General features: G+C 70.0%; 25 protein-coding genes. 10 read left to right on the top strand and 15 right to left on the bottom strand.

Going from position 1 to position 21,579, the window contains the following annotated elements; all coding sequences use genetic code 11:
• The first annotated feature begins 210 nt into the window (after positions 1-210).
• Positions 211-798: a 2'-5' RNA ligase family protein gene (locus BWR60_RS06835; protein ID WP_088150267.1), complete on the top strand. Its 588-nt coding sequence runs from the start codon at positions 211-213 to the stop codon at positions 796-798.
• 38 nt (positions 799-836) lie between these two features.
• Here BWR60_RS06835 and BWR60_RS06830 read toward each other — a convergent pair whose 3' ends face one another.
• Both BWR60_RS06830 and BWR60_RS06825 read right to left on the bottom strand, forming a co-directional pair.
• Entirely contained in the window at positions 837-1,283 is a 447-nt protein-coding gene (locus BWR60_RS06830) for an SRPBCC family protein (RefSeq protein ID WP_088150266.1), read from the bottom strand.
• Positions 1,284-1,316: 33 nt separating this feature from the next.
• Complete coding sequence (locus tag BWR60_RS06825) at positions 1,317-1,649, bottom strand: ArsR/SmtB family transcription factor (RefSeq protein ID WP_088150265.1); 333 nt, start codon at positions 1,647-1,649, stop codon at positions 1,317-1,319.
• 95 nt (positions 1,650-1,744) lie between these two features.
• Between BWR60_RS06825 and BWR60_RS06820 the strand changes: the two genes are divergently transcribed.
• The 3 genes from BWR60_RS06820 to BWR60_RS06810 all read left to right on the top strand — a co-directional run bounded on the left by BWR60_RS06820 (position 1,745) and on the right by BWR60_RS06810 (position 4,931).
• Entirely contained in the window at positions 1,745-2,632 is an 888-nt protein-coding gene (locus BWR60_RS06820; protein WP_088150264.1) for an arginase family protein, read from the top strand.
• A 23-nt stretch (positions 2,633-2,655) separates the two neighbouring features.
• Entirely contained in the window at positions 2,656-3,594 is a 939-nt protein-coding gene (locus BWR60_RS06815) for a LysR substrate-binding domain-containing protein (RefSeq protein WP_088150263.1), read from the top strand.
• A gap of 83 nt (positions 3,595-3,677) precedes the next feature.
• On the top strand, positions 3,678-4,931 hold the full coding sequence (locus BWR60_RS06810) for an MFS transporter (RefSeq protein WP_230982975.1): 1,254 nt from the start codon (positions 3,678-3,680) through the stop codon (positions 4,929-4,931).
• On the opposite strand, the gene BWR60_RS06805 is transcribed toward BWR60_RS06810, so the two are convergent.
• Positions 4,928-5,434 (bottom strand): GFA family protein, encoded by a 507-nt coding sequence (locus BWR60_RS06805; protein ID WP_088150262.1) that lies wholly within the window; start codon positions 5,432-5,434, stop codon positions 4,928-4,930. The two genes, BWR60_RS06810 and BWR60_RS06805, sit on opposite strands and share 4 nt — an antisense overlap.
• A gap of 133 nt (positions 5,435-5,567) precedes the next feature.
• Between BWR60_RS06805 and BWR60_RS06800 the strand changes: the two genes are divergently transcribed.
• A complete protein-coding gene (locus tag BWR60_RS06800) occupies positions 5,568-5,921 on the top strand; it encodes an ArsC family reductase (RefSeq protein WP_088150261.1) in 354 nt (117 codons plus the stop codon).
• 103 nt (positions 5,922-6,024) lie between these two features.
• Positions 6,025-6,216 (top strand): hypothetical protein, encoded by a 192-nt coding sequence (locus BWR60_RS06795; RefSeq protein WP_088150260.1) that lies wholly within the window; start codon positions 6,025-6,027, stop codon positions 6,214-6,216.
• A gap of 16 nt (positions 6,217-6,232) precedes the next feature.
• On the opposite strand, the gene BWR60_RS06790 is transcribed toward BWR60_RS06795, so the two are convergent.
• Together BWR60_RS06790 and BWR60_RS06785 are read right to left on the bottom strand one after the other, a co-directional pair.
• The gene (locus BWR60_RS06790; RefSeq protein ID WP_088150259.1) at positions 6,233-7,171 is read right to left on the bottom strand and encodes a GNAT family N-acetyltransferase; all 939 of its coding nucleotides are present in this window, start codon (positions 7,169-7,171) and stop codon (positions 6,233-6,235) included.
• Between the two features lie 58 nt (positions 7,172-7,229).
• Positions 7,230-7,691, bottom strand: coding sequence for a cupin domain-containing protein (locus BWR60_RS06785; protein WP_088150258.1), 462 nt, complete (start codon positions 7,689-7,691; stop codon positions 7,230-7,232).
• 107 nt (positions 7,692-7,798) lie between these two features.
• On the opposite strand from BWR60_RS06785, the gene BWR60_RS06780 reads away from it, so the two are divergent.
• Positions 7,799-9,361 (top strand): winged helix-turn-helix domain-containing protein, encoded by a 1,563-nt coding sequence (locus BWR60_RS06780; protein WP_088150257.1) that lies wholly within the window; start codon positions 7,799-7,801, stop codon positions 9,359-9,361.
• A gap of 40 nt (positions 9,362-9,401) precedes the next feature.
• On the opposite strand, the gene BWR60_RS06775 is transcribed toward BWR60_RS06780, so the two are convergent.
• The 9 genes from BWR60_RS06775 to BWR60_RS06735 form a co-directional block, all read right to left on the bottom strand.
• The gene (locus BWR60_RS06775) at positions 9,402-9,956 is read right to left on the bottom strand and encodes a thioredoxin family protein (protein WP_088150256.1); all 555 of its coding nucleotides are present in this window, start codon (positions 9,954-9,956) and stop codon (positions 9,402-9,404) included.
• A gap of 54 nt (positions 9,957-10,010) precedes the next feature.
• Positions 10,011-11,078 (bottom strand): alpha/beta fold hydrolase, encoded by a 1,068-nt coding sequence (locus BWR60_RS06770; protein ID WP_088150255.1) that lies wholly within the window; start codon positions 11,076-11,078, stop codon positions 10,011-10,013.
• A gap of 104 nt (positions 11,079-11,182) precedes the next feature.
• Positions 11,183-12,985, bottom strand: a complete 1,803-nt coding sequence (locus BWR60_RS06765; RefSeq protein WP_088150254.1) for a tetratricopeptide repeat protein — start codon at positions 12,983-12,985, stop codon at positions 11,183-11,185.
• A gap of 138 nt (positions 12,986-13,123) precedes the next feature.
• Positions 13,124-13,402: an acyl carrier protein gene (locus BWR60_RS06760; protein WP_088150253.1), complete on the bottom strand. Its 279-nt coding sequence runs from the start codon at positions 13,400-13,402 to the stop codon at positions 13,124-13,126.
• On the bottom strand, positions 13,399-14,775 hold the full coding sequence (locus BWR60_RS06755) for an FAD-containing oxidoreductase (protein WP_088150252.1): 1,377 nt from the start codon (positions 14,773-14,775) through the stop codon (positions 13,399-13,401). Before BWR60_RS06755 ends, BWR60_RS06760 begins: the two co-directional genes overlap by 4 nt.
• Positions 14,776-15,112: 337 nt before the next feature.
• The gene (locus BWR60_RS38940; RefSeq protein ID WP_429913014.1) at positions 15,113-15,466 is read right to left on the bottom strand and encodes an OmpA family protein; all 354 of its coding nucleotides are present in this window, start codon (positions 15,464-15,466) and stop codon (positions 15,113-15,115) included.
• Positions 15,467-15,622: 156 nt separating this feature from the next.
• Entirely contained in the window at positions 15,623-16,609 is a 987-nt protein-coding gene (meaB, locus tag BWR60_RS06745) for a methylmalonyl Co-A mutase-associated GTPase MeaB (RefSeq protein ID WP_275542368.1), read from the bottom strand.
• Positions 16,610-16,667: 58 nt separating this feature from the next.
• Entirely contained in the window at positions 16,668-17,105 is a 438-nt protein-coding gene (locus tag BWR60_RS06740; protein WP_088150249.1) for a hypothetical protein, read from the bottom strand.
• Positions 17,106-17,125: 20 nt separating this feature from the next.
• Positions 17,126-18,043 (bottom strand): acyl-CoA desaturase, encoded by a 918-nt coding sequence (locus BWR60_RS06735; RefSeq protein ID WP_088150248.1) that lies wholly within the window; start codon positions 18,041-18,043, stop codon positions 17,126-17,128.
• 134 nt (positions 18,044-18,177) lie between these two features.
• Between BWR60_RS06735 and BWR60_RS06730 the strand changes: the two genes are divergently transcribed.
• The gene (locus tag BWR60_RS06730) at positions 18,178-18,492 is read left to right on the top strand and encodes a metalloregulator ArsR/SmtB family transcription factor (protein WP_088150247.1); all 315 of its coding nucleotides are present in this window, start codon (positions 18,178-18,180) and stop codon (positions 18,490-18,492) included.
• A gap of 9 nt (positions 18,493-18,501) precedes the next feature.
• Here the strand turns inward: BWR60_RS06730 and BWR60_RS06725 are convergent, their stop codons facing one another.
• A complete protein-coding gene (locus BWR60_RS06725; protein ID WP_179221658.1) occupies positions 18,502-19,290 on the bottom strand; it encodes an IclR family transcriptional regulator in 789 nt (262 codons plus the stop codon).
• 79 nt (positions 19,291-19,369) lie between these two features.
• On the opposite strand from BWR60_RS06725, the gene BWR60_RS06720 reads away from it, so the two are divergent.
• On the top strand, positions 19,370-20,197 hold the full coding sequence (locus BWR60_RS06720; RefSeq protein ID WP_088150245.1) for a phytanoyl-CoA dioxygenase family protein: 828 nt from the start codon (positions 19,370-19,372) through the stop codon (positions 20,195-20,197).
• A 63-nt stretch (positions 20,198-20,260) separates the two neighbouring features.
• On the top strand, positions 20,261-21,568 hold the full coding sequence (locus BWR60_RS06715) for an MFS transporter (protein WP_088150244.1): 1,308 nt from the start codon (positions 20,261-20,263) through the stop codon (positions 21,566-21,568).
• Positions 21,569-21,579 lie beyond the last annotated feature (11 nt).

Here is a 21,579-nt window from a genome sequence, read left to right as displayed (position 1 = left end):
CGCCCAGCCCTCGCCGTCATCGCGAGGAGGCGAAGCCGACGAATCCATCCAGGGGCCGGTTCGCGCCGCCCTGGATTGCTTCGCTTCGCTCGCAATGACGGTGTTGGATTCCGGACGGCTTGCATATGTTCTTGTTATGTTCTAATCTAGCTCCCAATACCAAAGAGCAAGGAAGTGGGAAGGCAGGCTTGATCCAGGGAGGCCCCCAAGATGCAAGGCACCTTCGATTTCTTCGACGACCAGGGCAACCGGCCGAAGAACCGGGAACGGCTGTTCTTCTGCCTGATGCCGGATGACGAGACGCGCAACCGCGTGTCGCGGATCGGCGACCGGCTTTTCTCCGAGAAGCGCCTGAGAGGAACGAGGCTCAAGACGGAACGCCTGCACGTTTCGCTGCAGCATGTCGGCGACTACAAGCGCCTGCGCACGAAGCTTCTTTATGCGGCGCAGCTGGCCGGGAAGGCGGTCTCCGCGAGACCGTTCGACATCAAGTTCCGCTTCGTCCAGAGCTTCGAGCCGGCCCCACACAAGCGGGACCGGCAGCCATTGGTGCTTCTCGGTGAAGGCGGTGACGCCTTGTCGGACCTCTTTCGGACACTCGGCATCGCGATGACGCAGGTCGGGCTCAAGATGACAACCGAGTTCAACCCGCACATGACGCTGTCCTACGGCCCGCAGCCGGTCCCGATCCAGGCGATCGAGCCGGTCGGCTTCGTGGTCAAGGATTTCGTCCTGATCCACAGCCGGCTCGGCCTCACCCGGTACGAGGTGATCGACCGCTGGCCGCTGGCGGCCTGAAACCCGACCCAGGCCGCCAAGGCGGTTCCGGGCCGGCCTCAATACTTGCCGTGGGACGTCAGCACCACCGAGCCGGTCTCCAGCAGCGATTTCAGGTTCGACAGGATCAGCGGCCAGCCGCCGGACACCGCTTCGATGAACTTCGAGCCCTCGCGGTCCATGCTGTGGGTGACGGTCAGCTTCACCGCCTCGCCGGCCGGCTCGATGTCCATGACGCAGCGGGACCAGCCTTCCTCCTTCAGCTCCGGCCGGAATTCGTTGCGCCAGCGCAGCACCAGTCGCCGCGGCGGGTTGAACTCCAGCACCTCGCCGGTGTCGCCGACCCGGCCGTCCGGCAGGATCAGCTTCCAGGCGCCGCCGGCGCGCCACTCCGCCTCCTGATGGACGCCCAGCCAGAAGCGGGGCGTGAATTCCGGGTCGGTCAGCGCCCGCCACAGCGCCTCCGGGGTGGTGCGGATGAAGGTGACGTAGACGAAGGTGCTCATGATGCCGCTCCTTGTTGTCTCGATTGTCCGGTGCTAGCTGTCGCCGCCCGGCCGTTCCAGGCGCTGCTTGAGCTCCGACAGCGCGTCCAGCGCCGGCTGCTCGAACTTGCGGATCCAGCGCTCGGCGATCGCGGCGATCGGCACCGGGTTGATGAAGTGCAGCTTCTCCCGGCCCTGCCGCTTCCAGGAGACGAGGTTGGCCTCCTCCAGGATCGCCAGGTGCTTGGTCACCGCCTGCCGCGTCATCGCCAGCCCCCGGCACAGCTCGCCCAGGGTCTGGCCGCTCTCCGCGTGCAGCCGGTCCAGGAGCTCCCGGCGGCTGGCATCCGCCAGGGCCCGGAACACGGCGTCATCGTCGCTCTGCATCGCCTTAATATGCAACCTTTCAGTTGCATGTCAAGATCGGGAACCGGGATCGCCGGGATGCGGTTAGGATCGAGAGCCGGAGAGGAGGCGTCGCCATGGCCCGTCCCCGCTACGCGATCGTCGAGGCGCCCTCGGTGCTGGGGCTGTTCCCGAAGGGCGTCGAACGGCTGCCCGAGGCGCTGCTCGGCGCCGGTCTGGCCGACCGGCTCGGCGCGCGCCGGGCCGGACGGGTCGAGCCGCCGCCCTATGATCCGCGGCGTGACCCCCCGACCGGGCTGCTCAACCCGGCCGGCATCGCCGCCTACTCGACCGCGCTGGCCGACGCCGTCGGGCTGGTCTGCGGGGCGGGGGAGGTGCCGGTGGTGCTGGGCGGTGACTGCTCGATCCTGCTCGGCTGCCTGCTGCCGCTGCGCCGGCGCGGGCGCTTCGGCCTCCTGTTCCTCGACGGTCATGCCGATTTCTACCAGCCGGAGGCGGAGCCGAACGGCGAGGCCGCGTCGATGGACCTGGCCCTGGCCACCGGCCGCGGCCCGGCCGTGATCACTGACCTGGAAGGTCTGCGCCCGCTGGTGCGCGACGAGGACGTGGTCGCCTTCGGCATCCGCGACGGGGAGGAGGCCGCGAATTTCGGCAGCCAGCGGATCGAGGACAGCGGCATCGAGCTGCTCGACCTCGCCGCGATCCGGCAGGCCGGCTTTGACGCCGCGCTGGAGCGGGCGCTGGACTGGTTGACGCGGCCCGAGCTGTTCGGCGTCTGGGTCCATCTCGACGCCGACGTGCTCGACGACGCGGTGATGCCGGCGGTGGACTACCGGATGCCGGGCGGCCTGTCCTTCGACGAGCTGGCAACGGTCCTGGCCGCCGTGGCGGCGAGCGGCCGGCTGGCCGGGATCGACATCACCATCTTCAACCCGGCGCTGGACCCCGATGGCACCATCGCCGCCGCCTTTAGCGACGCCATCGCCCGGGGGCTGCGCTCCTAGGTCCGGCCGGGTATGCTCCGCGGATGCCGCTCCGCCTGCCGCCGCTCTCGTCCCTCCGCTTCTTCGAGGCGGCGGGGCGCCATCTCAGCTTCAAGCTCGCCGCCGCCGAGCTGAACGTCACCCCCAGCGCCGTCAGCCACGGCATCGTCGGGCTGGAGCAGGCGCTGGGGGTCGAGCTGTTCGTGCGCGAGCCGCGCCGGCTGTCGCTGACGCCGGAGGGCGCGGACTACCTGCCCTATGTCGCCGAGGCGCTGTCGCTGATCGCCATCGGCACCCAGCGCCTGCCGCACCACCGCGGGCGCCGCGCCATCACCGTCAGTTGCGCCCCGACCTTCGCCTCGCGCTGGCTGCTGCCGCGGCTGCACCGCTTCGGCGAGCGCTGGCCGACCATCGCCGTCACCGTCGACACCTCGCGCCGGCAGGTCGGCTTCCCGGTCGACGGCTTCGACTTCGCCATCCGCATGAGCCGGGCGGCGGCGGCCGGCGCCGCCTGGACCCGGCTGTTCGGCGAGCGGCTGGTGCCGGTGTGCAGCCCGGACTATCGCCGGCGGCTGGCGGGCGAAAGTGGGGCGGTCGATCTGCGCCGCGCCGCGCTGATCCATGTCATCCCCGCCAGCGAGGACTGGCAGGCCTGGCTGGAGCGCACCGGCACCGAGGGCGCGGATCTCGGCGGGGGCCTGCGCGTCGACACCATCCAGATGGCCTTCGAGGCCGCCGCCGCCGGGCTCGGCGTCGCCCTCGGCCGGCGGCCGCTGGTCGGGCAGGACCTCGCCGCCGACACCCTGGTCGAGGCCGGGCTGCCGGAGATCGAGGCCGAGACCGCCTATTGGCTGGTCGGCGCCGAGGGGGCGGAGCGCCGGCCGGACCTGCTGGGCTTCCGGCGCTGGCTGCTGGGCGAGATCGAGGCGTCGGAACCGGCCGCGCCAGGACGCGGCGCCGCCCGGGCCCGCAGGAACGGGTGAAGATCCTTCACCCGTCGTCGCAACCTTCTCTTTTGCCGGCCCTGACGCCGGTTGCCATTCTGGGCCGGGCGAGGAGGGCCCGGATGATGGTGGCGACGGACAGCAGGTCGATCGGATCCCCGGCGGTGCGGATCGGGGTTGTGATCCTGGCGGGGGCGCTGATCATGAGCGCGGCGATGGGCGCGCGGCAGACCTTCGGCCTGTTCATCGGGCCGTTCTCCTTCGACCGCGGCCTGCCGGTGACGCTGACCGCCTTCGCCATCGCCCTGCACAACCTGGTCTGGGGCTTCACCCAGCCCTTTGCCGGCGCCGCCGCCGACCGCTGGGGCTCGCCGCCGGTGGTGGCCTTCGGCGCGGTCTGCTTCGCTTCAGGACTGGTGCTCACCGCCTTCGCCTCCTCGGGCGTGCTGCTGGTGGTCGGCCTCGGCCTCCTGGTCGGGATCGGCATCAGCTGCACCACCTTCGGCGTGGTGCTGACCGCGCTGGGCCGCGCCGCCCCGCCGGAGAAGCGCAGCATGGCGATGGGCCTGGCCAGCGCCGGCGGGTCGCTCGGCCAGGTGGCGCTGGTTCCGGTGGCGCAATGGATCACCAACGCCTCGGGCACGGCCATGTCGCTGCTGGTGCTTGCCGCCTGCCTGCTGGCGGTGGCGCCGCTGGGGCTTTTCCTCGACCGCGGCGGCCGCGCCGGCGCGTCGGCGGTGCAGCAGGCCGAGCCGGCGATGCCGCTGCGGCAGGCGGTGGCGCAGGCGCTGGGGCATCGCGGCTACCGGCTGCTGACGCTCGGCTTCTTCACCTGCGGCTTCCAGCTCGCCTTCATCGGCACGCATCTGCCGAACTACCTGCTGCTGTGCCACATGCCGGTGGGGCTGGGCGCCACGGCGCTGGCGCTGGTCGGGCTGTTCAACATGGCCGGCAGCTGGGCCTGCGGCTGGCTCGGCGGGCGCTACCGCCAGCAGCAGGTGCTGGGCTGGCTGTACCTGATCCGCGGCGCCGCCATTGCCGCCTTCTTCCTGGCGCCGAAGAGCGAGGCGTCGGTGGTGGCCTTCGCCGCGGTGATGGGGCTGACCTGGCTGGGCACCGTGCCGCTGACCAGCGGGCTGGTGGCCAAGGTGTTCGGCGTGCGCCACCTGGGCACGCTGTTCGGCGTCTGCTTCCTCAGCCACCAGATCGGGTCGTTTCTCGGCGCCTGGGCCGGCGGCTATGTCTTCGACGTCACCGGCTCCTATTCCCTGGTCTGGATCGCCACCGCGATCGCCGGGCTGGTGGCGGCGCTGCTGCACTTCCCGATCGACGACACGCCGGCGACGGTCGCCGCCCCGGCGCGCGCGGCCGCCTAGAATTCCTCGTCCAGCAGCGGCCGTTTCTTCCGGCGCTTCGGCCCGGTCCAGACCACTCCGGGGAAGCCCTTCAGCGGCCGCAGGGGCTCGCCCCGCCAGGTCCATTCCTGCGCCTGCTCGATGGCGATGTGATACAACGGCTCGCGGCCGGTGCGGGTCTCGAACAGGGCGCGCGGGATGTTCACCATCTGCTGCGCGTGCGGCCGCTCATACAGCACCGGCGTGCCGCAATGGCGGCAGAAGCTGCGGATCCGCCCGGTCTCCTCCTCGGTGAAGCGGGCGAGGGCGGACTCGCCCTTGACGATCCGCACCCGGCTGCGCCAGCACCCGACATAGGTGGCATAGGCCGCGCCATGCGCCAGCCGGCTGTTGCGGGAATGGTCGTGCCAGGCCCAGCGCGCCGGCACGCCGATCTCCACCCGCACCCGGCCGCACAGGCACCGGCCCTCCGCGGTCTCCGCCGGCGCCGTCCGCACCTTCCGTCCGACCGTTGTCTTCGTCATTCCCGCCTCGCTGCTCGATCTGCCGCCACTGTACAGGCGATGGCTGTCACCGGCTGTCAGGTATCGGGGATGACGCCGGCCGCGGCAGACCCTATGGTCGGACCGGCATCGCGGAAGGACAGGCGAACGCAAGATGGCGGTCACGATCTACGGCATCAAGAACTGCGACACCATGAAGAAGGCGCGGGCCTGGCTCGACGGCCGCGGCGTCGCCTATGCCTTCCACGACTACAAGGCCGCGGGCATCGACCGCGCCACGCTCGAGGGCTGGGCGAAGCAGGCCGGCTGGGAGGTGCTGCTGAACCGCTCCGGCACCACCTTCCGCAAGCTGCCCGACGCCGTCCGCGAGGACCTGACCGAGGCCAAGGCGATCGCGCTGATGCTCGACCAGCCCTCGATGATCAAGCGGCCGGTGCTCGATATCGGCGGCCGGCTGCTGGTGGGCTTCAGGCCGGAGCCGTACGAGGCCGCGTTCCCGGGGCGCTGAGGCCCTCCGGGCCGGGCTCCGAAAATCCATGGCTCATGGGCGAGACGAATATCCCTCTCACCCTGTTTCCCCTCCGACGGCCGTCACCGATGGAGGGAGACCGATGCTCGGGGAGCTGATGATGTTCGTGGCGACGGAGGCGGTGGTTTTCGTGGCGACGGCACTGGTGTTCAGCGGTCCCGATCCGGTCGAGGACGAGGAGCAGATCGCCCGCGAGGAACGCGCCGATGAAGCGTGGGGCCGGACCGCGCCGGCACGGTCCTTGCGTCTGGACGGAGTATCCCGGTCCTTCTGAAGCACGCCGCCCGGCGCTATCGCGCGGCCTTGATCTGCGGCAGGTCCCGCGTGAACGGGCGGAAGCCGACGCCGTAATACAGGTCGCGGGCGGCCGGGTGCCCCGGCGCACCCAGGCAGGCGACCAGCATCCGGGTCGCGCCGGCCGCCCTGGCCAGGTGCATGCCGTGCAGCTGCAGCGCGGTGCCCAGCCCCAGCCGCCGGAAGTCGCGATGCGTTCCGACCGGCTCGAATTCGGCGGTGCGCGTCGCCTCGTCCAGCCAGATGATCGCGGTCGCCGCCAGCGTGCCATCGGGCGCCGCGACCAGCGGATGCAGGTCGGCCCGGTACGGCCAGGTCCGCCGGACCCGCTCGAACGCCGCTTCGGTGAGGCTGGAAGGGTGCCACGCATCGCGATGCGCCTGGACAGCGGCCGCCGCCGGGACGTCCGCGGCGGTCAGGAACCGGAAGCCCTCAGAGAGCACCGGGGCCGGCACCTCCGTCAGATCCCTGGCGTTGAACTGCACCCATGACCCGTCGTCCGCGCCAGCTTCCGCGTCGAATGCGTAGCCATGCGCGGCAACGATGGCCTGCGCCCGGGCATCGCCGGACTGGACCAGCATCGACCGGTCGGCGCGGGCTGCAACCCCGTCATACCAGTCGAGGATCTCGGCTAGCAGTTCCGGCCGGTCCGGATGGGTCTGCCAGATCAGATTGGCCGTCCCGGCCTCGCGAAACGATCCGTCGCCGCGCGGCACCCGGTAGGGCAGATGCGCCCATCCCCACGCGGCCAGCCGTCCATCGGCGAACCACAGCCGGTGCCGCCAGAACCGGCCGAGCGCATCGACATCCTTGGCCCAGACCCAGGCCAGCTCGCCGGTGCTGGCATCGCCGTTCACCAGCTCCGGCCGCAGCGCCATGACCTGCTGGGCCAGGCCCTGCATCAGCCGGAGTTCGTTCTCACCGAGAGTGTCCATGCGGGCACCTTGGCGGGGCCGGGCCACCGTGTCGAGGGACTGCGACCGAGGCGCAGGCCTATGCGCGCGTTGTCAGGGTCGAGAGCTGATCGGTGTCGTAGCGATTCCTGAGATCGGCGAGCGCCTCGGGGTCCGGCGCGCCTTGCGCCGCGAGCATCGCCAGCTCCTCGAAATAATGCTCGTGGCCGGGCGGAGAGACGGTCATCAGCACGCGGGCCGGCCTGTCGCTGACATTGGTGATGTTGTGCGGCACCCCCGGCGGGATGAACAGATAGGTTCCCGGCGTGGCGCGGACCGTCCGGTCGCCGACATGCCACTCGCATTCACCTTCGAGGAGGTAGAACGTCTCCTCCTGCACCCGGTGGACGTGGCGTCCGGTGGCGAACCCGGCCGGGATCGTCCAGTCGAACATGCTCGTATGCCTGGTGTGTTCGCCGGTGACGAGGAAGACCATCGGATGACCGCGCAGCATGACCCCCGGCTTCTCCTCGGGCATGCGAATGACGGCATCGGTGCTCATGTGATCCCTCCATCGATCAGGCCTGCTCTCGCAAGCACCCGGGCAGCATCGGCCGCCTGCGCCGGGAAGTCGTGAAGCCGTTCCCAAAAATTTGCTAAAATCCGTGAATGACAACCGGGGGCGATCACCTCCAGTTCGGCCCGTTCCGCCTCGATCCGCAGGCGCGCATCCTCTATCACCGGGCCGAGCCGACCATGCTCGGGCAGCGCGCCGTCGCGCTGCTGCGCCTGCTGCTCCAGAACGCGGGCGTCCCCGTGTCGAAGGACGCGCTGGTCGAGGCCGGCTGGGGCGGATTGGCGGTCGCCGACAACAATCTGACGGTCCAGATCGCCGCCTTGCGCCGGGTGCTGGCCGAGGCGGCGGATGCCGAGGGCTGGATCGAAACGCTGCCGCGCCGCGGCTATCGCTATGTCGGGCCGGCCGTCGCCGCGAACACTCCCGATCCTTCGGCCGCCGCCCGCGCCGCATCTGCACCGGCCTTGCCGGACAGGCCCTCCGTTGCGGTGCTGCCATTCTCGAATCTGAGCGGCGATCCGCAGCAGGAGTATTTCGCCGATGGAATGGTCGACGACATCATCACCGGCCTGGCCCGCATCAAATGGCTGTTCGTCATCGCGCGGAACTCGACCTTCGCCTACAAGGGCCGCGCCGTGGACGTGAAGCGGGTCGGCCGCGAGCTTGGCGTCCGTTATGTCCTCGAGGGCAGCGTGCGCAAGATCGGCGGCAGCGTGCGCGTAACCGGGCAGATGATCGATGCGTCGACCGGCGCGCATGTGTGGGCCGAGCGCTACGACCGCAGCTCCGAGGACATCTTCGCGCTCCAGGACGAGATCGCGCTGTCGGCGGTGGGCGCGATCGCGCCGAGTGTGCGGAAGGCGGAGATCGAGCGTGTCAGGCGGAAGCGCCCCGACAGCCTCGATGCCTATGATCTCGTGCTGCAGGCCCAGCCCGACGTCGATTCAGGCATGCCGGAGCAGGTGACGAGGGCGCTGGCGCTGCTCGATCGCGCGATCGCCCTCGATCCCGCCTACGCGCTGGCGCATGGCAACGCCGCGATGTGCCATCATTGCCTGTTCCTTCGCGCCGGCCTGCGGGAGGCCAACCGCGCTGCCTCGATCCGCCACGCCCGGTCGGCCATCGTCCATGGCCAGGACGATGCGCTCGCCCTGACCTGGGCGGGGTTTTCCATCGGCATGGATGCGCATGATCGCACCGCGGCGTTCACGGCGTTGGAGGCCGCGCTCGCCATCAGCCCGTCATCGGCGCTGACCTATATTCTCGGCAGCGTCATGCTCGGATGGGGCGGCGAACCGGAGCGTGCGCTGGAGTGGAGTGAGCAGGGCCTGAGGCTGAGCCCGTTCGATTCATGGGCCTGGGCCGCGTTCGACGCGCAGGCCATGAGCCACCTGCTGCGTGGCCGTTACGAGGACGCGTGCCGTGCGGCCTACAGATCCGTGCAAGCCAATCCCGCGCACAGCATCACATATGTGCAGCTGGCGGCCGCGCTGGCCAGGCTGGACCGGTTGGACGAGGCGAGGGCGGCCGCGGCGCGCGTGCTCGAGCTTCAGCCCGCCTTTCGCTACAGCCGCCAGTTTGCCGGCGTGAACTGCGCGCCGGCGCTCGCGGATGCTCTCGGCGGCGCGCTGCGGGACGCCGGATTGCCGGAGTAGCCGGCGATCTGTGGAATGCGCCTTGTCCGGCCGGTCGATATCATGCCGCCTTCCATTTGATCGAGCAGCCCATCGACGGCACCTGGTCGGCGGGGGCCTGGCCGGTCTCGGCGATCTGCAGCATCGCCTCCACCAGCTCGCGCCGGGCATGCGGCGAGGGCGGGGCGGTGCGGCCCTCATCCAGCCGGCCGCGATACTTCAGCCGCCGCTGCGCGTCATAGCCGAAGAAATCCGGGGTGCAGACGGCGCCATAGGCGCGCGCCACCGACTGGTCCTCGTCATGCAGATAGGGGAAGGGCAGGTCGTGCGCCTCGTCGAACTCCTTCATCGGCCCGAAGCCGTCCTCCGGATAGGCCGCGGCGTCGTTCGAGCAGATCGCCGCGAAGCCGATGCCCTCGGACAGCAGCGTCATGGCGTCGTCCACCAGCCGGTCGATCACCGCCTTCACATAGGGGCAGTGGTTGCAGATGAAGACGATCACCGTGCCGCGCGGCCCGGCGACGTCGTCGAGCGAATAGGTCCGGCCGTCGGTGCCGGGCAGGCTAAAGCCGGGGGCCGGCAGGTCGAGGGCAAGGGGCGGGGGCGTCGTGGCCATGGCGCGCGTCCTTCGCTGCAGGATCCGGCCTCCAGTCTACCCGCAAGCCGGCCTTCAGCGCCAAGCGCAGATGCCCAGAGTGGCTCCCTTCGCCAGCAGCGTCTGGGCGTCGGCCTCCGGCACCGCCTGCGATTTGCCGTCGGCGCACAGCATCGTCAGCCCGGCATGGCCGGCGACGTCCAGCAGCAGCTGGTCCCAGTGGCGGTACTGCACATCATGGCCCTCGCCCTCATAGATCCGGGCCTTGCGGACATTCGGGAACTGCGACTGCCAGTACCGCGCCTGATCGAGCGGGACCGAGGTGTCGGCGGTGCCCTGGTAGACATAGACCGGCACCTGCACCCGGGTGACGTCGGTCTTCGGCCCGGTGCAGTAGCGGCGGTACTCGGCGACCTGGCCGCGCAGGTCGCCCATCTGGCCGCGGATGAAATAGGTGCGGGCGCCCTCCTCATAGGCGCGGTCGGCGAAGCCGGGGATCTTCCGCGTCGGGCTGGTCTCCGGATAGGCCCACCAGCTCTCCGGGTTCTGTGCCGATGTCATCGCCTCGGTCAGCTCGGCGTCGGACATCCTGCAGGCCTTCTTCTCCGGATCGAAGCCGGAGGTCGCGGCCAGGAAGTGCAACGAGATCAGCCGGTCCGGCATCTCGGCCGCGATCTCCGCCAGGTAGGGCCCGCCGCCGGAGATGGCCAGGGCGGCCGTCTGCCGCACGCCGAGATGGTCCAGCACGGCGCGGACCTCCGCGGCGTAGTCCTTCGTCGTCCAGCCGGGCCGGAACTCGGTGTCGCCGAAGCCGTTGCGCTCGACCGCGATGAAGCGGAGCTTCAGCGTCGTGCGCAGGCTGCGCAGATACTCGGTCATGCCGAAGGCGCGGACGCTGGTGCCGGTGCCGCTGACATAGAGCACCGGCCGCCAGCCCGGCTCGCCCTCGTCGATGTAATGCACCACGCGGCCGTCCGGCAGGGTCAGCGCCTGCACCGCCGGGCCCATCGGGTCGAAGGCGGTCTGCAGCCCGGTGAGGTCGGAGGCCGGCACGGTCGGAACCGGGTCGGTCGGCGCCGGATCGGCGGCGAGGGCGGAAAAGCCTGAGAACGCCAGGACGGTAGCCAGGACCAACGATCGCATCGCGCTCTCCCCCCGTGATTCTGCCCACTCTAGGGTCGGAGCGCCGGCGGATTTGACTGCATCCGCCATCGGCCTGACGGAAGCCGGCCTGATCCGGCCGGAGCTCATCGTGCCGGCGTGTCCGTCGGTTCCTGCGGGAGGCCGGCACGGGCAAGGCCGTCGAGATAGCGGCGCAGCAGGTCCGGCTCGAAATAGTGCAGGGCATCGGCCACATTCGACAGGGAGATTCCGGGCCTGGAGGCCGTGAACTGCGCCAGCGCCGCGCGGGCGGGTTCGATCTGCTCGGCATGGGCCAGGAAGGTGGCGAGGTCGCGGAACATCCAGGTCGCCTGGGGCTTCTGATGCAGCGCCTTGCGAGTCCAGCCGGCCGCTTCCTTGGGGCGACCCTCGGCGAAGGCGGCCAGGCCCAGGCCGATGAAGCAGTTGAAGCTGAACGGGTCGAGTGGGCTCAGACGGATGGCTCGCTCGAAGCACGGGCGGCCTGCGGACGGGTTGCCGCGATAGACATGCAGGAAACCGCGGCGCGTCCAGGCCCAGGCGTGGTTCGGGTCGAGCGCCAGCGCGCGATCGACGAACTGCTCGGCCCGGCCGATGTCGCCGAACAAGAGCATAGTTGCCGTGGCCAGGGCGCTCAGGGCCGTGGCATCGTCCTGCGCCCCTTCCGAGGCCTGCTTGATCAGGATGTCGCCCGCCGCCCGCTCGGCCGCATAGTCGGCGGCCCAGTTGTAGGTGACCTGCTGCCCATGAGCCCAGGCGGCCAGCGCGGCGGCGCGGCTGTAGTCCGGATCCAGCTGCAGCGCATCCCGCAGCAGCCGGATCGCCTCGGCATTCTCCGGTTTGCGATGGGCCCAGAGATGCGGGAGAGCCTGCAGCATCAGATCGTAGGCGGCCAGGCTGTCGGGCCGTTTGCACAGCGCCAGCGCGATCTCGGCCGCGCGGATCGACGGATGCAGCTCGCCGGCGACGCCTTCGGCGATGCGGTCCTGCAGGTCGAAGACATCCTCGGCCGTCCCGTCGAATCGTCCGGACCACAGCTGGCGCGCGCTGGCCGCATCGACCAGCTGTGCCGAAATCCGCACCCGGTTGCCGGATGTCCGCACGCTGCCCTCGAGCACGTAGCGGACCTTGAAGGTACGGGCGATCTCGCGCGGGTCCATGGGGCGCCCCGCGGCCCGATACGCCACGGCCGAATGGCGGGCGATGACGGTGAAGTCGCGGATGCGGGAGAGGGTCGCGGTGATCTCCTCCACCGCGCCGTCGGCGAGGGTGGACGCGGCGGGATCCCCGGACAGGTTCTCGAAGGGCAGGACGACGATCGAGGGCAGGTCCTCCTCGCCGTCCTCCGCCGCAGCGCTGTCGCGGTTCACGGCGGCGGCGCTCTCGATATCGCTGCCGGGAGGACGCCAGATCCAGATTTCCATCGGACCGCCCATATCCTTCAGGGTCTTCATTTCCTGAACGAACGGTGCCGACAGCGCCTTGCCGAGCTGCCAGCGCACGGAATGGGTGATGGCGATGCCTCCCGGCGGTGCGGCCTGCTGCAGGCGGACGACGAAGGCGACGGCCGCTCCGAACCGATCCTCGCCTTCGACGAAGACGTCCGCAAGCGCGACGCCAGCCCGAACCAGCATCGGCCGCCTGGGCTTCTGCGCATTGCGGATCACCATGGCCTTCTGGAAGTCGACCGTCCAGCACACGGCATCCTCGATGTTCGAGAACTCGATCAGCACGCCGTCGCCCATGGTCTTGAAGACATGGCCGTGCCGGGCCCGCAGCGGCGCGCCCAGCAGATCCCGGCGGATCGCGGCGAGCGCCGCGAGGGTGCCGCGCTCGTCCTCCTGGACCAGCCGCGTGAAGCCGGCCACATCGAGCGACACGATCACGGTCAGCCGACGCTGGGGATGCATCGCAGAACCCTCCGGCAGCTCCGTCAGCTTGGCGCCTGCCCGCCCATCCCGCAACGCCGGAGGTCCGACACGGCGCTGCGGTGCATTCATCCTTTCGGCGTAGCCCTGGCAGGCCCCGGGCGGGCAGGGCGAAGCCTGCTACATGTGCCAGCCGTGCCTGGGCTCGGCGGTCAGCGGGTCGTAATGCTGGTCGACCAGGTCGATCAGGGCGCGGACGGTGAAGACCGAGGCCAGGTCGTCGCGCGGGATGTCGGCGCCCAGCGCCTGCTCGATGTCCCAGGCCAGGCGGGTGACGTCGGCTGGGGCGAGGCCGAGATCCTCCAGCAGCCGGTCGTCGGGGGTGACGGCACGCGCCGCTGGGGCCGCGGCGCGCAGCACCCGCAGCACCTCGGCCTCGACCCGGTCGCGCCCGCTCACGGCGCGGGCTCCAGCGACCCGAGCAGGGTCGGCAGCAGCTCGGACACCGTGGGATGAATCGGCATCGACCGCTGCATCACGTCGACCGGCGCGCGGGCATACATCAGGTCCAGTAGGCCGTGCACCACCTCGTCGCCGCCGGTGCCGAGGATGGCGGCGCCCAGGATCTGCCGGGTGCCGGCGTCGACCACCACCTTCATGAAGCCCTCGGTCTCGCCCTTCTCGACGGCGCGGCCGACCCGGGCCATCGGCCGCTTGGCCACCAGCAGGCGGCGGCCGGAGCGGCGGGCCTCCGCCTCGGTCATGCCGGCGCGGCCCAGCGGCGGGTCGGTGTAGAGGGCATAGGCCGTGATCCGGTCGCTGACCCGGCGGCTGTCGCCGTCCAGCAGGTTGGCGGCGACGATCTCGAAATCGTTGTAGGCGGTGTGGGTGAAGGCGCCGCGGCCGTTGCAGTCGCCCAGCGCCCAGATGCCGGGCACGCTGGTCTGCAGCGTGTCGTCGACCGTGATGTAACCGCGCTCGTCGACCGCCACGCCCGCCGTCTCCAGCCCCAGGTCCTGGGTGTTCGGGCGGCGGCCGACCGCCAGCAGCAGATGCGATCCCACCACCACCGGGGCGCCGGCGGTGCAGTCGACCGTCACCGCCACGCCGTCGCCGTCCGGCGCCACGCTCAGGCATTTCGCATTGGTGCGGAGGACGATGCCCTCCTTCTCCAGGAAGCCGGCGATGGCGGCGGAGACGTCCTCGTCCTCGCGGCCGATCAGCCGCGGGCCTTGCTCGATGATCGTGACCCGGGACCCGAAGCGGCGGAACATCTGGCCGAACTCCAGCCCGATATAGGAGCCGCCGACGATCACCAGATGCTCCGGCAGCGTGTCGAGGTCCATCATCGTGCTGTTGGTCAGGAACGGCACGTCCTTGATCCCCGGCATCGGCGGCACTGTGGCCCGGCCGCCGACATTCAGGAAGATCCGGTCCGCGGTCAGGGTCTCGTCGCCGACCTGCACGGTCCTTGGCCCGGTCAGCCGGGCATGGCCCTGGATCACGGTGCCGTTCTCAAGGCCGCGCATCCAGCCCTCGACCCCGACCCGCGACTGGCCGGAAACGCCGTCCTTGCGCGCCTTGACCTGCTTCATGTCGACCGTGGCCGGGCCGGGCAGGACCACGCCGTACTCGGCGGCGCGCTGGGCCATCCGGGCGGCATAGGCGCTGGCGACCATGGTCTTGGTCGGGATGCAGCCGGTGTTGACGCAGGTGCCGCCGAAGCGGGCGCGCTCGATCACCGCGACGCGCTGGCCGGCGCGGCTCAGCCGATCCGCCAGCGCCGGTCCGGCCTGGCCCGTGCCGATGATGATGGCGTCATAGCTGGTCATCGCGGCCTCCCTGTTGCGGGGAAGAGGATAGCGCATCCGGCGGCCGGCGGACCGGGTCTCTTGCGGCGCCTGCGCGTATTGAATTTTTATGACGGCCCGTGGCGTTTCGCTATGATGTGTGCGCCCACGAGCGAAGGAGGCATGCCATGGCCAAGGGTCAAATGCGCAAGCCGAAGGAAGCCAAGAAGCCGAAGAAGGACGCCGCGCTGAAGAAGGGCGCTGCGGCCGCGGCTTCGGTCCTGAAGAAGGCCTGATATCGCAACGGCTGTGATGGTTCCTCCGTATCCGGGCCGGTCAGCTCTGGTACGGAGGAACCGGTTTGTCGGTATTCGGCTTATCAGTCGCAGATTTCGGGCGCGGTGTCGTGGATCAGGACCCAGCGATTCTGTCGCTCACTTATACCATCTGCTGTAGGCACCAACGGGTCGGTTTCACCAGCCCCACGGATCACAAGCAGGTCTTTCTGAACTCCGTAGGCTATCAAAGCATCCCGGACCACTTCAGCCCGTCGAATCGACAGGCGCTGATTGCTAGCGTTTGAACCAGATCGATCTGTGTTTCCCGTGATCTCGATTAGACCCACTTGTCGGCAACGGAGGTCATGGGCGGCACCTCTAAGAATCTGATCCGCCTCCTGATCGAGTCGGGCGCTGCCTGTGTCGAAGAACACCAACCTGTTGCCCTCAATCATCATGTTGATGTCGCTGGTCTGAGAGTCCTGTTTTGCGGGACTAGGCCTGCCAGGATTCGAGCAACTGGCAAGCACGACGCACGCCAGCGCAACTGCGACTGAATTCCACATCGACTTGTCCCCCCCAAAAAAAGCTGGACGCGACCCGGCTTAGTGTCAATCGGGGGTGTCAGCTCCGAGGAACCGCTCCAGCAGCCGGCGGGCCGCGGCGGTCGGCAGCAGGCGGCCGGCGGCAACCTCGGCCTCCAGCCCGGGCAGGGCGGCGGCCACGGCGGGGTGGCCGCGCAGCGCGTCCAGCAGGCCGTCGCCGAGCTCGCGCCACAGCCAGGAGCGGGCCTGCTCGGCTCGGCGCTCGGCCAGGGCCTCGCCCCTCTGCGCGCGGAACTTGCCGATCATCTCCCAGACCGCGTCGATGCCGCGATTCTCCAGCGCCGAGCACTGCAGCACCGGCGGGGGCCAGCCGCCGCTGCCGCGCAGCAGCGCCAAAGCGTGGCGGTACTCGGCGGCGGCGTGGTTGGCGGCGCCCTTCTGGTCGCCATCGGCCTTGTTCACCACCAGGATGTCGGCGACCTCGACGATGCCGCGCTTGATGCCCTGCAGCTCGTCGCCGGCGCCGGGCAGCAGCAGCAGCAGGAAGACGTCGACCATCTGCGCCACCGCGGTCTCGGACTGGCCGACGCCGACGGTCTCGACGATGACGACGTCGTAGCCGGCGGCCTCGCACAGCAGCAGGGTCTCGCGCGTCCGCCGCGCCACCCCGCCCAGCGTCGATCCCGCCGGGGAGGGGCGGATGAAGGCGGCCGGGTCCCGGGTCAGCAGCTCCATCCGCGTCTTGTCGCCGAGGATCGACCCGCCGGAACGCTGCGACGACGGGTCGACCGCCAGCACCGCGACGCGGTGGCCCTGGCCGGTCAGGTGCAGGCCGAAGGCCTCGATGAAGGTCGACTTGCCGACGCCGGGCGGGCCGGAGATGCCGATCCGGACGGCGCCGCCGGAGGCAGGGGCCAGCATCTCCAGCAACGCCTCGGCCCGCTCGCGGTGGTCGGCGCGGCGGGACTCGACCAGGGTGATGGCGCGCGCCAGGGCGCGGCGGTCGCTGCCCCGGATCTGCGTCGCCATCGCCTCGATCGTGTCCGCTGTCACCTGCAACCCCTCGCGCCGATTCTGCGTCGGGAAGGCTAGGCGATTTGGCCAGGCCTGCCTATTCGGAGGACGGATCATCCAAGGCGCCGGCCCAGCGCAGCGTCAGCCAGAAGGCCAGCGCCCCGGCTGCGCCAAGAGCTCCGAACACGCCCAGGAGCCGGAGAAAGTCCAGCCAGCCGGCCAGGGTGGGGACGCCATCGACGCTGACGAGGACGCCGTTGATCCGGGTCGAAGCGCCTGGCCGGGGCTCGACCGGCCAAATGACGACACCTATCGGGATCGCCCCGATCAGGAATCCTGTCGCGACAGCGAGGCCGGGCCATTGCCAGCGTTTCGCGCGGTAGAGAAGCGCGATCGGCAGTCCGAGGATGAGCGCATGACCGAGTGCGACGATGAAGACGGCAAGCAGCGCCTCCAAGTTCCAGAACGGCGCCGAGGCGATCGCGGCCGGCATCAGCGCCCCGAGAAGGGTGGCCCCGATCCAGGCAGGCGGCATGGCGTCCTTCCGTTCTGATGTCAACTTATGGCCGGCTGCGGTTCTATCCGCCGCAGCCCCGGCCGCGGCGGCAGGTCGGCGGGTTGCTTCAGGTCGTGGACCAGATCCAGCCGCTCCAGCCCGCGGAGCAGCCACCAGCCGGGGTCGGCCTGGCCGGGCTCAACGCCCAGCCGGGCCGAGTCCGGGAAGGCGTGGTGGTTGCCGTGCCAGGACTCGCCGAAGGTGACCAGGCCGCACCAGCGGATGTTGTAGCCCTGTACCGCCACGCCCTCGACCCGCCAGCCCTGGTCGCCCCGGCGGTGGGCGAAGTGCCCGACCAACCAGTGCCCGGTCAGCGACACCGCCACCCGCATCGGCACGCCCCAGACCAGCCAGGGCAGGCCGCCGATGCTCCAGAACAGCAGGACCCAGGGCAGCTGTTGCAGCATCCAGCTGCGCTCCAGGAACCGGTAGAAGCGGTCGTTCAGCGCCCGGTCCTCCGGCACGAAGCGGGGTGGGCGGTCCAGCACCAGACGGCAATGCATCTGCCACCAGGCGTCGCGCAGCATCCCGGCCCGGTGGGCGTGCAGGTCGTGGCATTCCGCCTGTCGCTGCGCCCAGTCGCGGGTGTCGTGCAGCCGCATCATGCCGATTGGCCCCGCCATACCGACCAGCGTGCCGAGATACACCAGCACATGCTCCAGCCACAGCGGCGCCGCGAAGCTGCGATGGATCAAGAGCCGGTGCATGCCGACGGAATGGCCGGCGCAGATGGTGACGGCGGTGGTGACGATGAACAGCGCCACGGCGCTCCAGCTCGTGGCGAAGGGGGCGAGGCCGAGCGCCGCGACGGTCATGCCGCCGGTCCACAGCGACCGGGCCGGCGCCCATTCCACCCGGCCCCGCACGGCGCTGGTGTCGGGTTCGGCGATCATCCGCGCGGTGGACAGGCAGGCCATCGGATCCTCCGGCAGGGTTGCGCCGTGCGGCAAGGTTCGGTATTTAGGTATTTACCTAACTATGAGGCGGCGATGCCTGTCAATGGTTAGTTAATTACCTAAATGATGGCGCCGATTTGGCGACAGGATGGACCATGCAACGCGTCTTCGAAGCCCTGGCCTCGGCCCCTCGCCGCAAGATCCTGGCCTATCTCGCCCATGCCGAGCTGAGCGCGGGCGAGATCGCGTCCCGCTTCGAGATGTCGAAGCCGTCGATCTCGCAGCATCTCAGCGTGCTCGAGGCGGCCGGGCTGATCGCCGGGGAGAAGCGCGGCCAGTTCATCTACTACCGGCTGCTGCAGGACAACCTAGCCAACACGCTGAACGGCTTCGTCCAGGATGTGTGCCCCGTCGCCCGCCCGCTGAAGAAGGAAAGCGCGCGGCTGGCCAAGGCCAAGCAGGAGGGCTGAGGCGGCGGCTCAGCCCGGCCCGCCGATCTGTGCCGAGATGCGGGCGGCGGCATCCCGCAGCGCGGCCAGCGCCTCCGCCTGGGAGATCGTGTTGCCCCGCTGCGGCAGGAAGGGCAGGGTCAGCGCGGCGACCGCCAGCCCCGAAGGGTCGAGCACCGGCGCGCTCATGTCGGTCAGGCCGGGGGCGGTCTCGCTCGGCGCCAGGTCGTGGCCCGCCGCGGCGATGCCTTCCAGCCGCGCCAGGATGTTGTCGACCGGCAGCTCGTCCCGCTCCGCGATCGCCCGCACCATCTCGCCGCGCCGCGGCTCGCGCTGGAAGGCGGTCAGGATGCGGGCGGAGACGAGATGCATCGACAGCGGGAACACCGCGCCCAGCTTCACCGTCCAGCCCATCGGCCGGTCCGGCTCGGCCTGGGCCAGAATCAGGAAATGCCCGCCGCTGGCCATGCTGAGGTGGCAGGCGAGGCCAACCTGGGCGGCCAGGCCCTCCATCACCGGCAGCGCCGCCTGCTGCAGCCGCCGGGTCGGCGGGTGCTGGGTGCCGAGCTGGAACAGCCGCAGCGTCAGCCGGTACTCGCCGGTCTTCGGGTCGCGGGCGACATAGCCGCGCCGCTCCAGCACCCCGAGCATGCGGAAGATCTCGCCGACCGACCGGCCGACCCGCGCCGCCAGCGACTTCTGGTTGATGCCGCCAGGCTCGGCCGCCAGCGCCTCCAGCAGGTCCAGCCCCTTCTCCAGCGCCGGGGCGCCGGGCCGGGCCGCACCGTTGTCGTCGCCGGCATTGACATCGCGATCCATCTGGTCTTCCATATTTGAAATCATAACGACACCAATGAAATTAGTGCATCGCAAAGATGCCCGACATCGGAGGAGCGCCATGAAAATGCTGTCCCCGGAAGCGGTGGAGCACTACCGGACGCACGGCTACCACGCCCCGATCCGGGTGCTGTCGCCCGACGAGGCGTCGCAGATGCGCCGCCATCTCGAAGCCCATGAGAGCGTGCACGGGACGCTGAAGGGCCCGATGCGCCACAAGAGCCACCTCCTGTTCACCTGGCTGGACGGGCTGATCCGCCATCCCGCCATCCTCGACGCGGTCGAGGATATCATCGGCCCGAACATCCTGGTCTGGGGTTCGAGCTTCTTCATCAAGGAGCCGCGGGACCCCGGCTTCGTCTCCTGGCACCAGGATTCGACCTATTGGGGCCTCGACCCGGCGGACATCGTCACTGCCTGGGTGGCGCTGTCCGAGAGCACGGCCGAGAATGGGGCGATGCGGGTGATCCCCGACAGCCACTTGATGGAGCAGGTGCCGCATCGCGACACCTTCGCCGCCAACAACCTGCTGTCGCGTGGCCAGGAGATCGCGGTCGATGTCGACGACGCGAAGGCGCAGATGCTGCAACTGCAGCCCGGCGAGATGTCGCTGCACCATGTCCGGCTGATCCATGGCTCCGACCCGAATCCGTCGGACCGGCGCCGGATCGGCTTCGCCATCCGCTACCTGCCGACCTATGTCCGCCAGATCGTCGGCACCCATGACGCGGCGACGCTGGTCCGCGGCGTCGACGAGTTCGGCAATTTCGAGCCGGAGCAGCGGCCGGACGCCGACCTGTCCGAGGCCGCGCTGGCCTTCCACGCCCAGGTCACCGGCGCCCATCAGCAGATCCTGATGCGCGGCACCGGCCGTCCGCCGGCCATGTAGCGGCCCGGCCACCGACCGCCCATTCCGGCCGGCAAAGGCCGGATCATAGGGAGGAGGGACGCCATGGGAGCGCGGCTGCGCTGGTTCATCGTCTTCCTGCTGTTCCTGGGCGGGGGCATCAGCTATCTCGATCGGGCGGCGCTGTCGATCGCGGCGCCGCTGATCGCCGACGATCTCGGGCTCGATCCCGCCCGCCTCGGCATCGTCTTCAGCAGCTTCTTCTTCGGCTACGCCCTGTTCTGCTTCGTCGGCGGCTGGGCCTCCGACAGGATCGGGCCGAAGAACGTCTTCACCCTGGCGATGACGGTCTGGTCGGTGTTCTGCGGCCTGACCGCCGCCGCCACCAGCCTGGCCTTCCTGCTGGTGGTGCGGGTGGTCTTCGGCATGGGCGAGGGGCCGTTCAGCGCCACCGCCAACAAGGTGGTCAGCAACTGGTTCCCGCGCCGCGAGCAGGCGACCGCCGTCGGCCTCGCCAATGCCGGGCAGCCGATCGGCGCCGCCTTGGCCGGGCCGGTGGTCGGGTCGATCGCCGTGCTGGCGGGCTGGCGCATCTCCTTCATCGTCATCGCCGTGGTCGGCCTGGCCTGGGTCGTGGCCTGGGCGCTGCTGGCCACCGACCGGCCGGAGCAGCATCGCTGGCTCGGCACGGCCGAGCGCAAGGAGCTGGAGGAGGAGCGGGCGAAGCCCCCGGCCGTGACCGCCCGGCTGCCACTATCGGCCTATCTGCGCCGGCCGGCGATCCTGGCCACCGCCTTCGCCTTCTTCGGCTACGCCTACATCCTCTACTTCTTCCTGTCCTGGTTCCCGACCTATCTGGTCAAGGCGCAGGGCCTCAGCATCGGCACGATGGGCGTGGTCAATGCTATCCCCTGGCTGGTCGGCTGCATCGGCATGGTGCTAGGCGGCATGGTCTGCGACCGCCTCTACCAGCGCACCGGCAACGCCGTGTTCGCGCGCAAGCTGATCCTGGTCGGCAGCCTGATGATCGCCGCTGTCTGCGTGGCCCTGGCCGGCGTCGTCACCGGCGTGATCAGCGTGGTGGCGCTGATGGCGGTCTCGGTCTTCTTCATGTACCTGACCGCGAACACCTACTGGGCGATCATCCTCGACACGGTGGAGGAGGGGCGGGTCGGCAGCGTCGGCGGCTTCGTCCACCTGATCGCCAACCTCGCCGGCATCGTCGCGCCGTCCGTCACCGGCTTCATGGTCGAGTGGTCGGGCAGCTTCGCCGGCGCCTTCGTGCTGACCGGCGCGATCGCCATCGTCGGCGCGCTGTCGGTCGCGGTCTTCGTGCGCAGCCCGGCCCCGGTACAGACGGCTTGGCCGCAGCCGGCCAAGTCGCTGGCCGGGGCGGGCTCGCCGCGATCGTGACTGGAGTGGCG

This window comes from Inquilinus limosus, assembly GCF_002195995.1.
GTDB lineage: Bacteria > Pseudomonadota > Alphaproteobacteria > DSM-16000 > Inquilinaceae > Inquilinus > Inquilinus limosus_C.
Note: the sequence above shows the minus strand (reverse complement) of the source record. Positions and strands in the feature narration are given on the sequence as shown.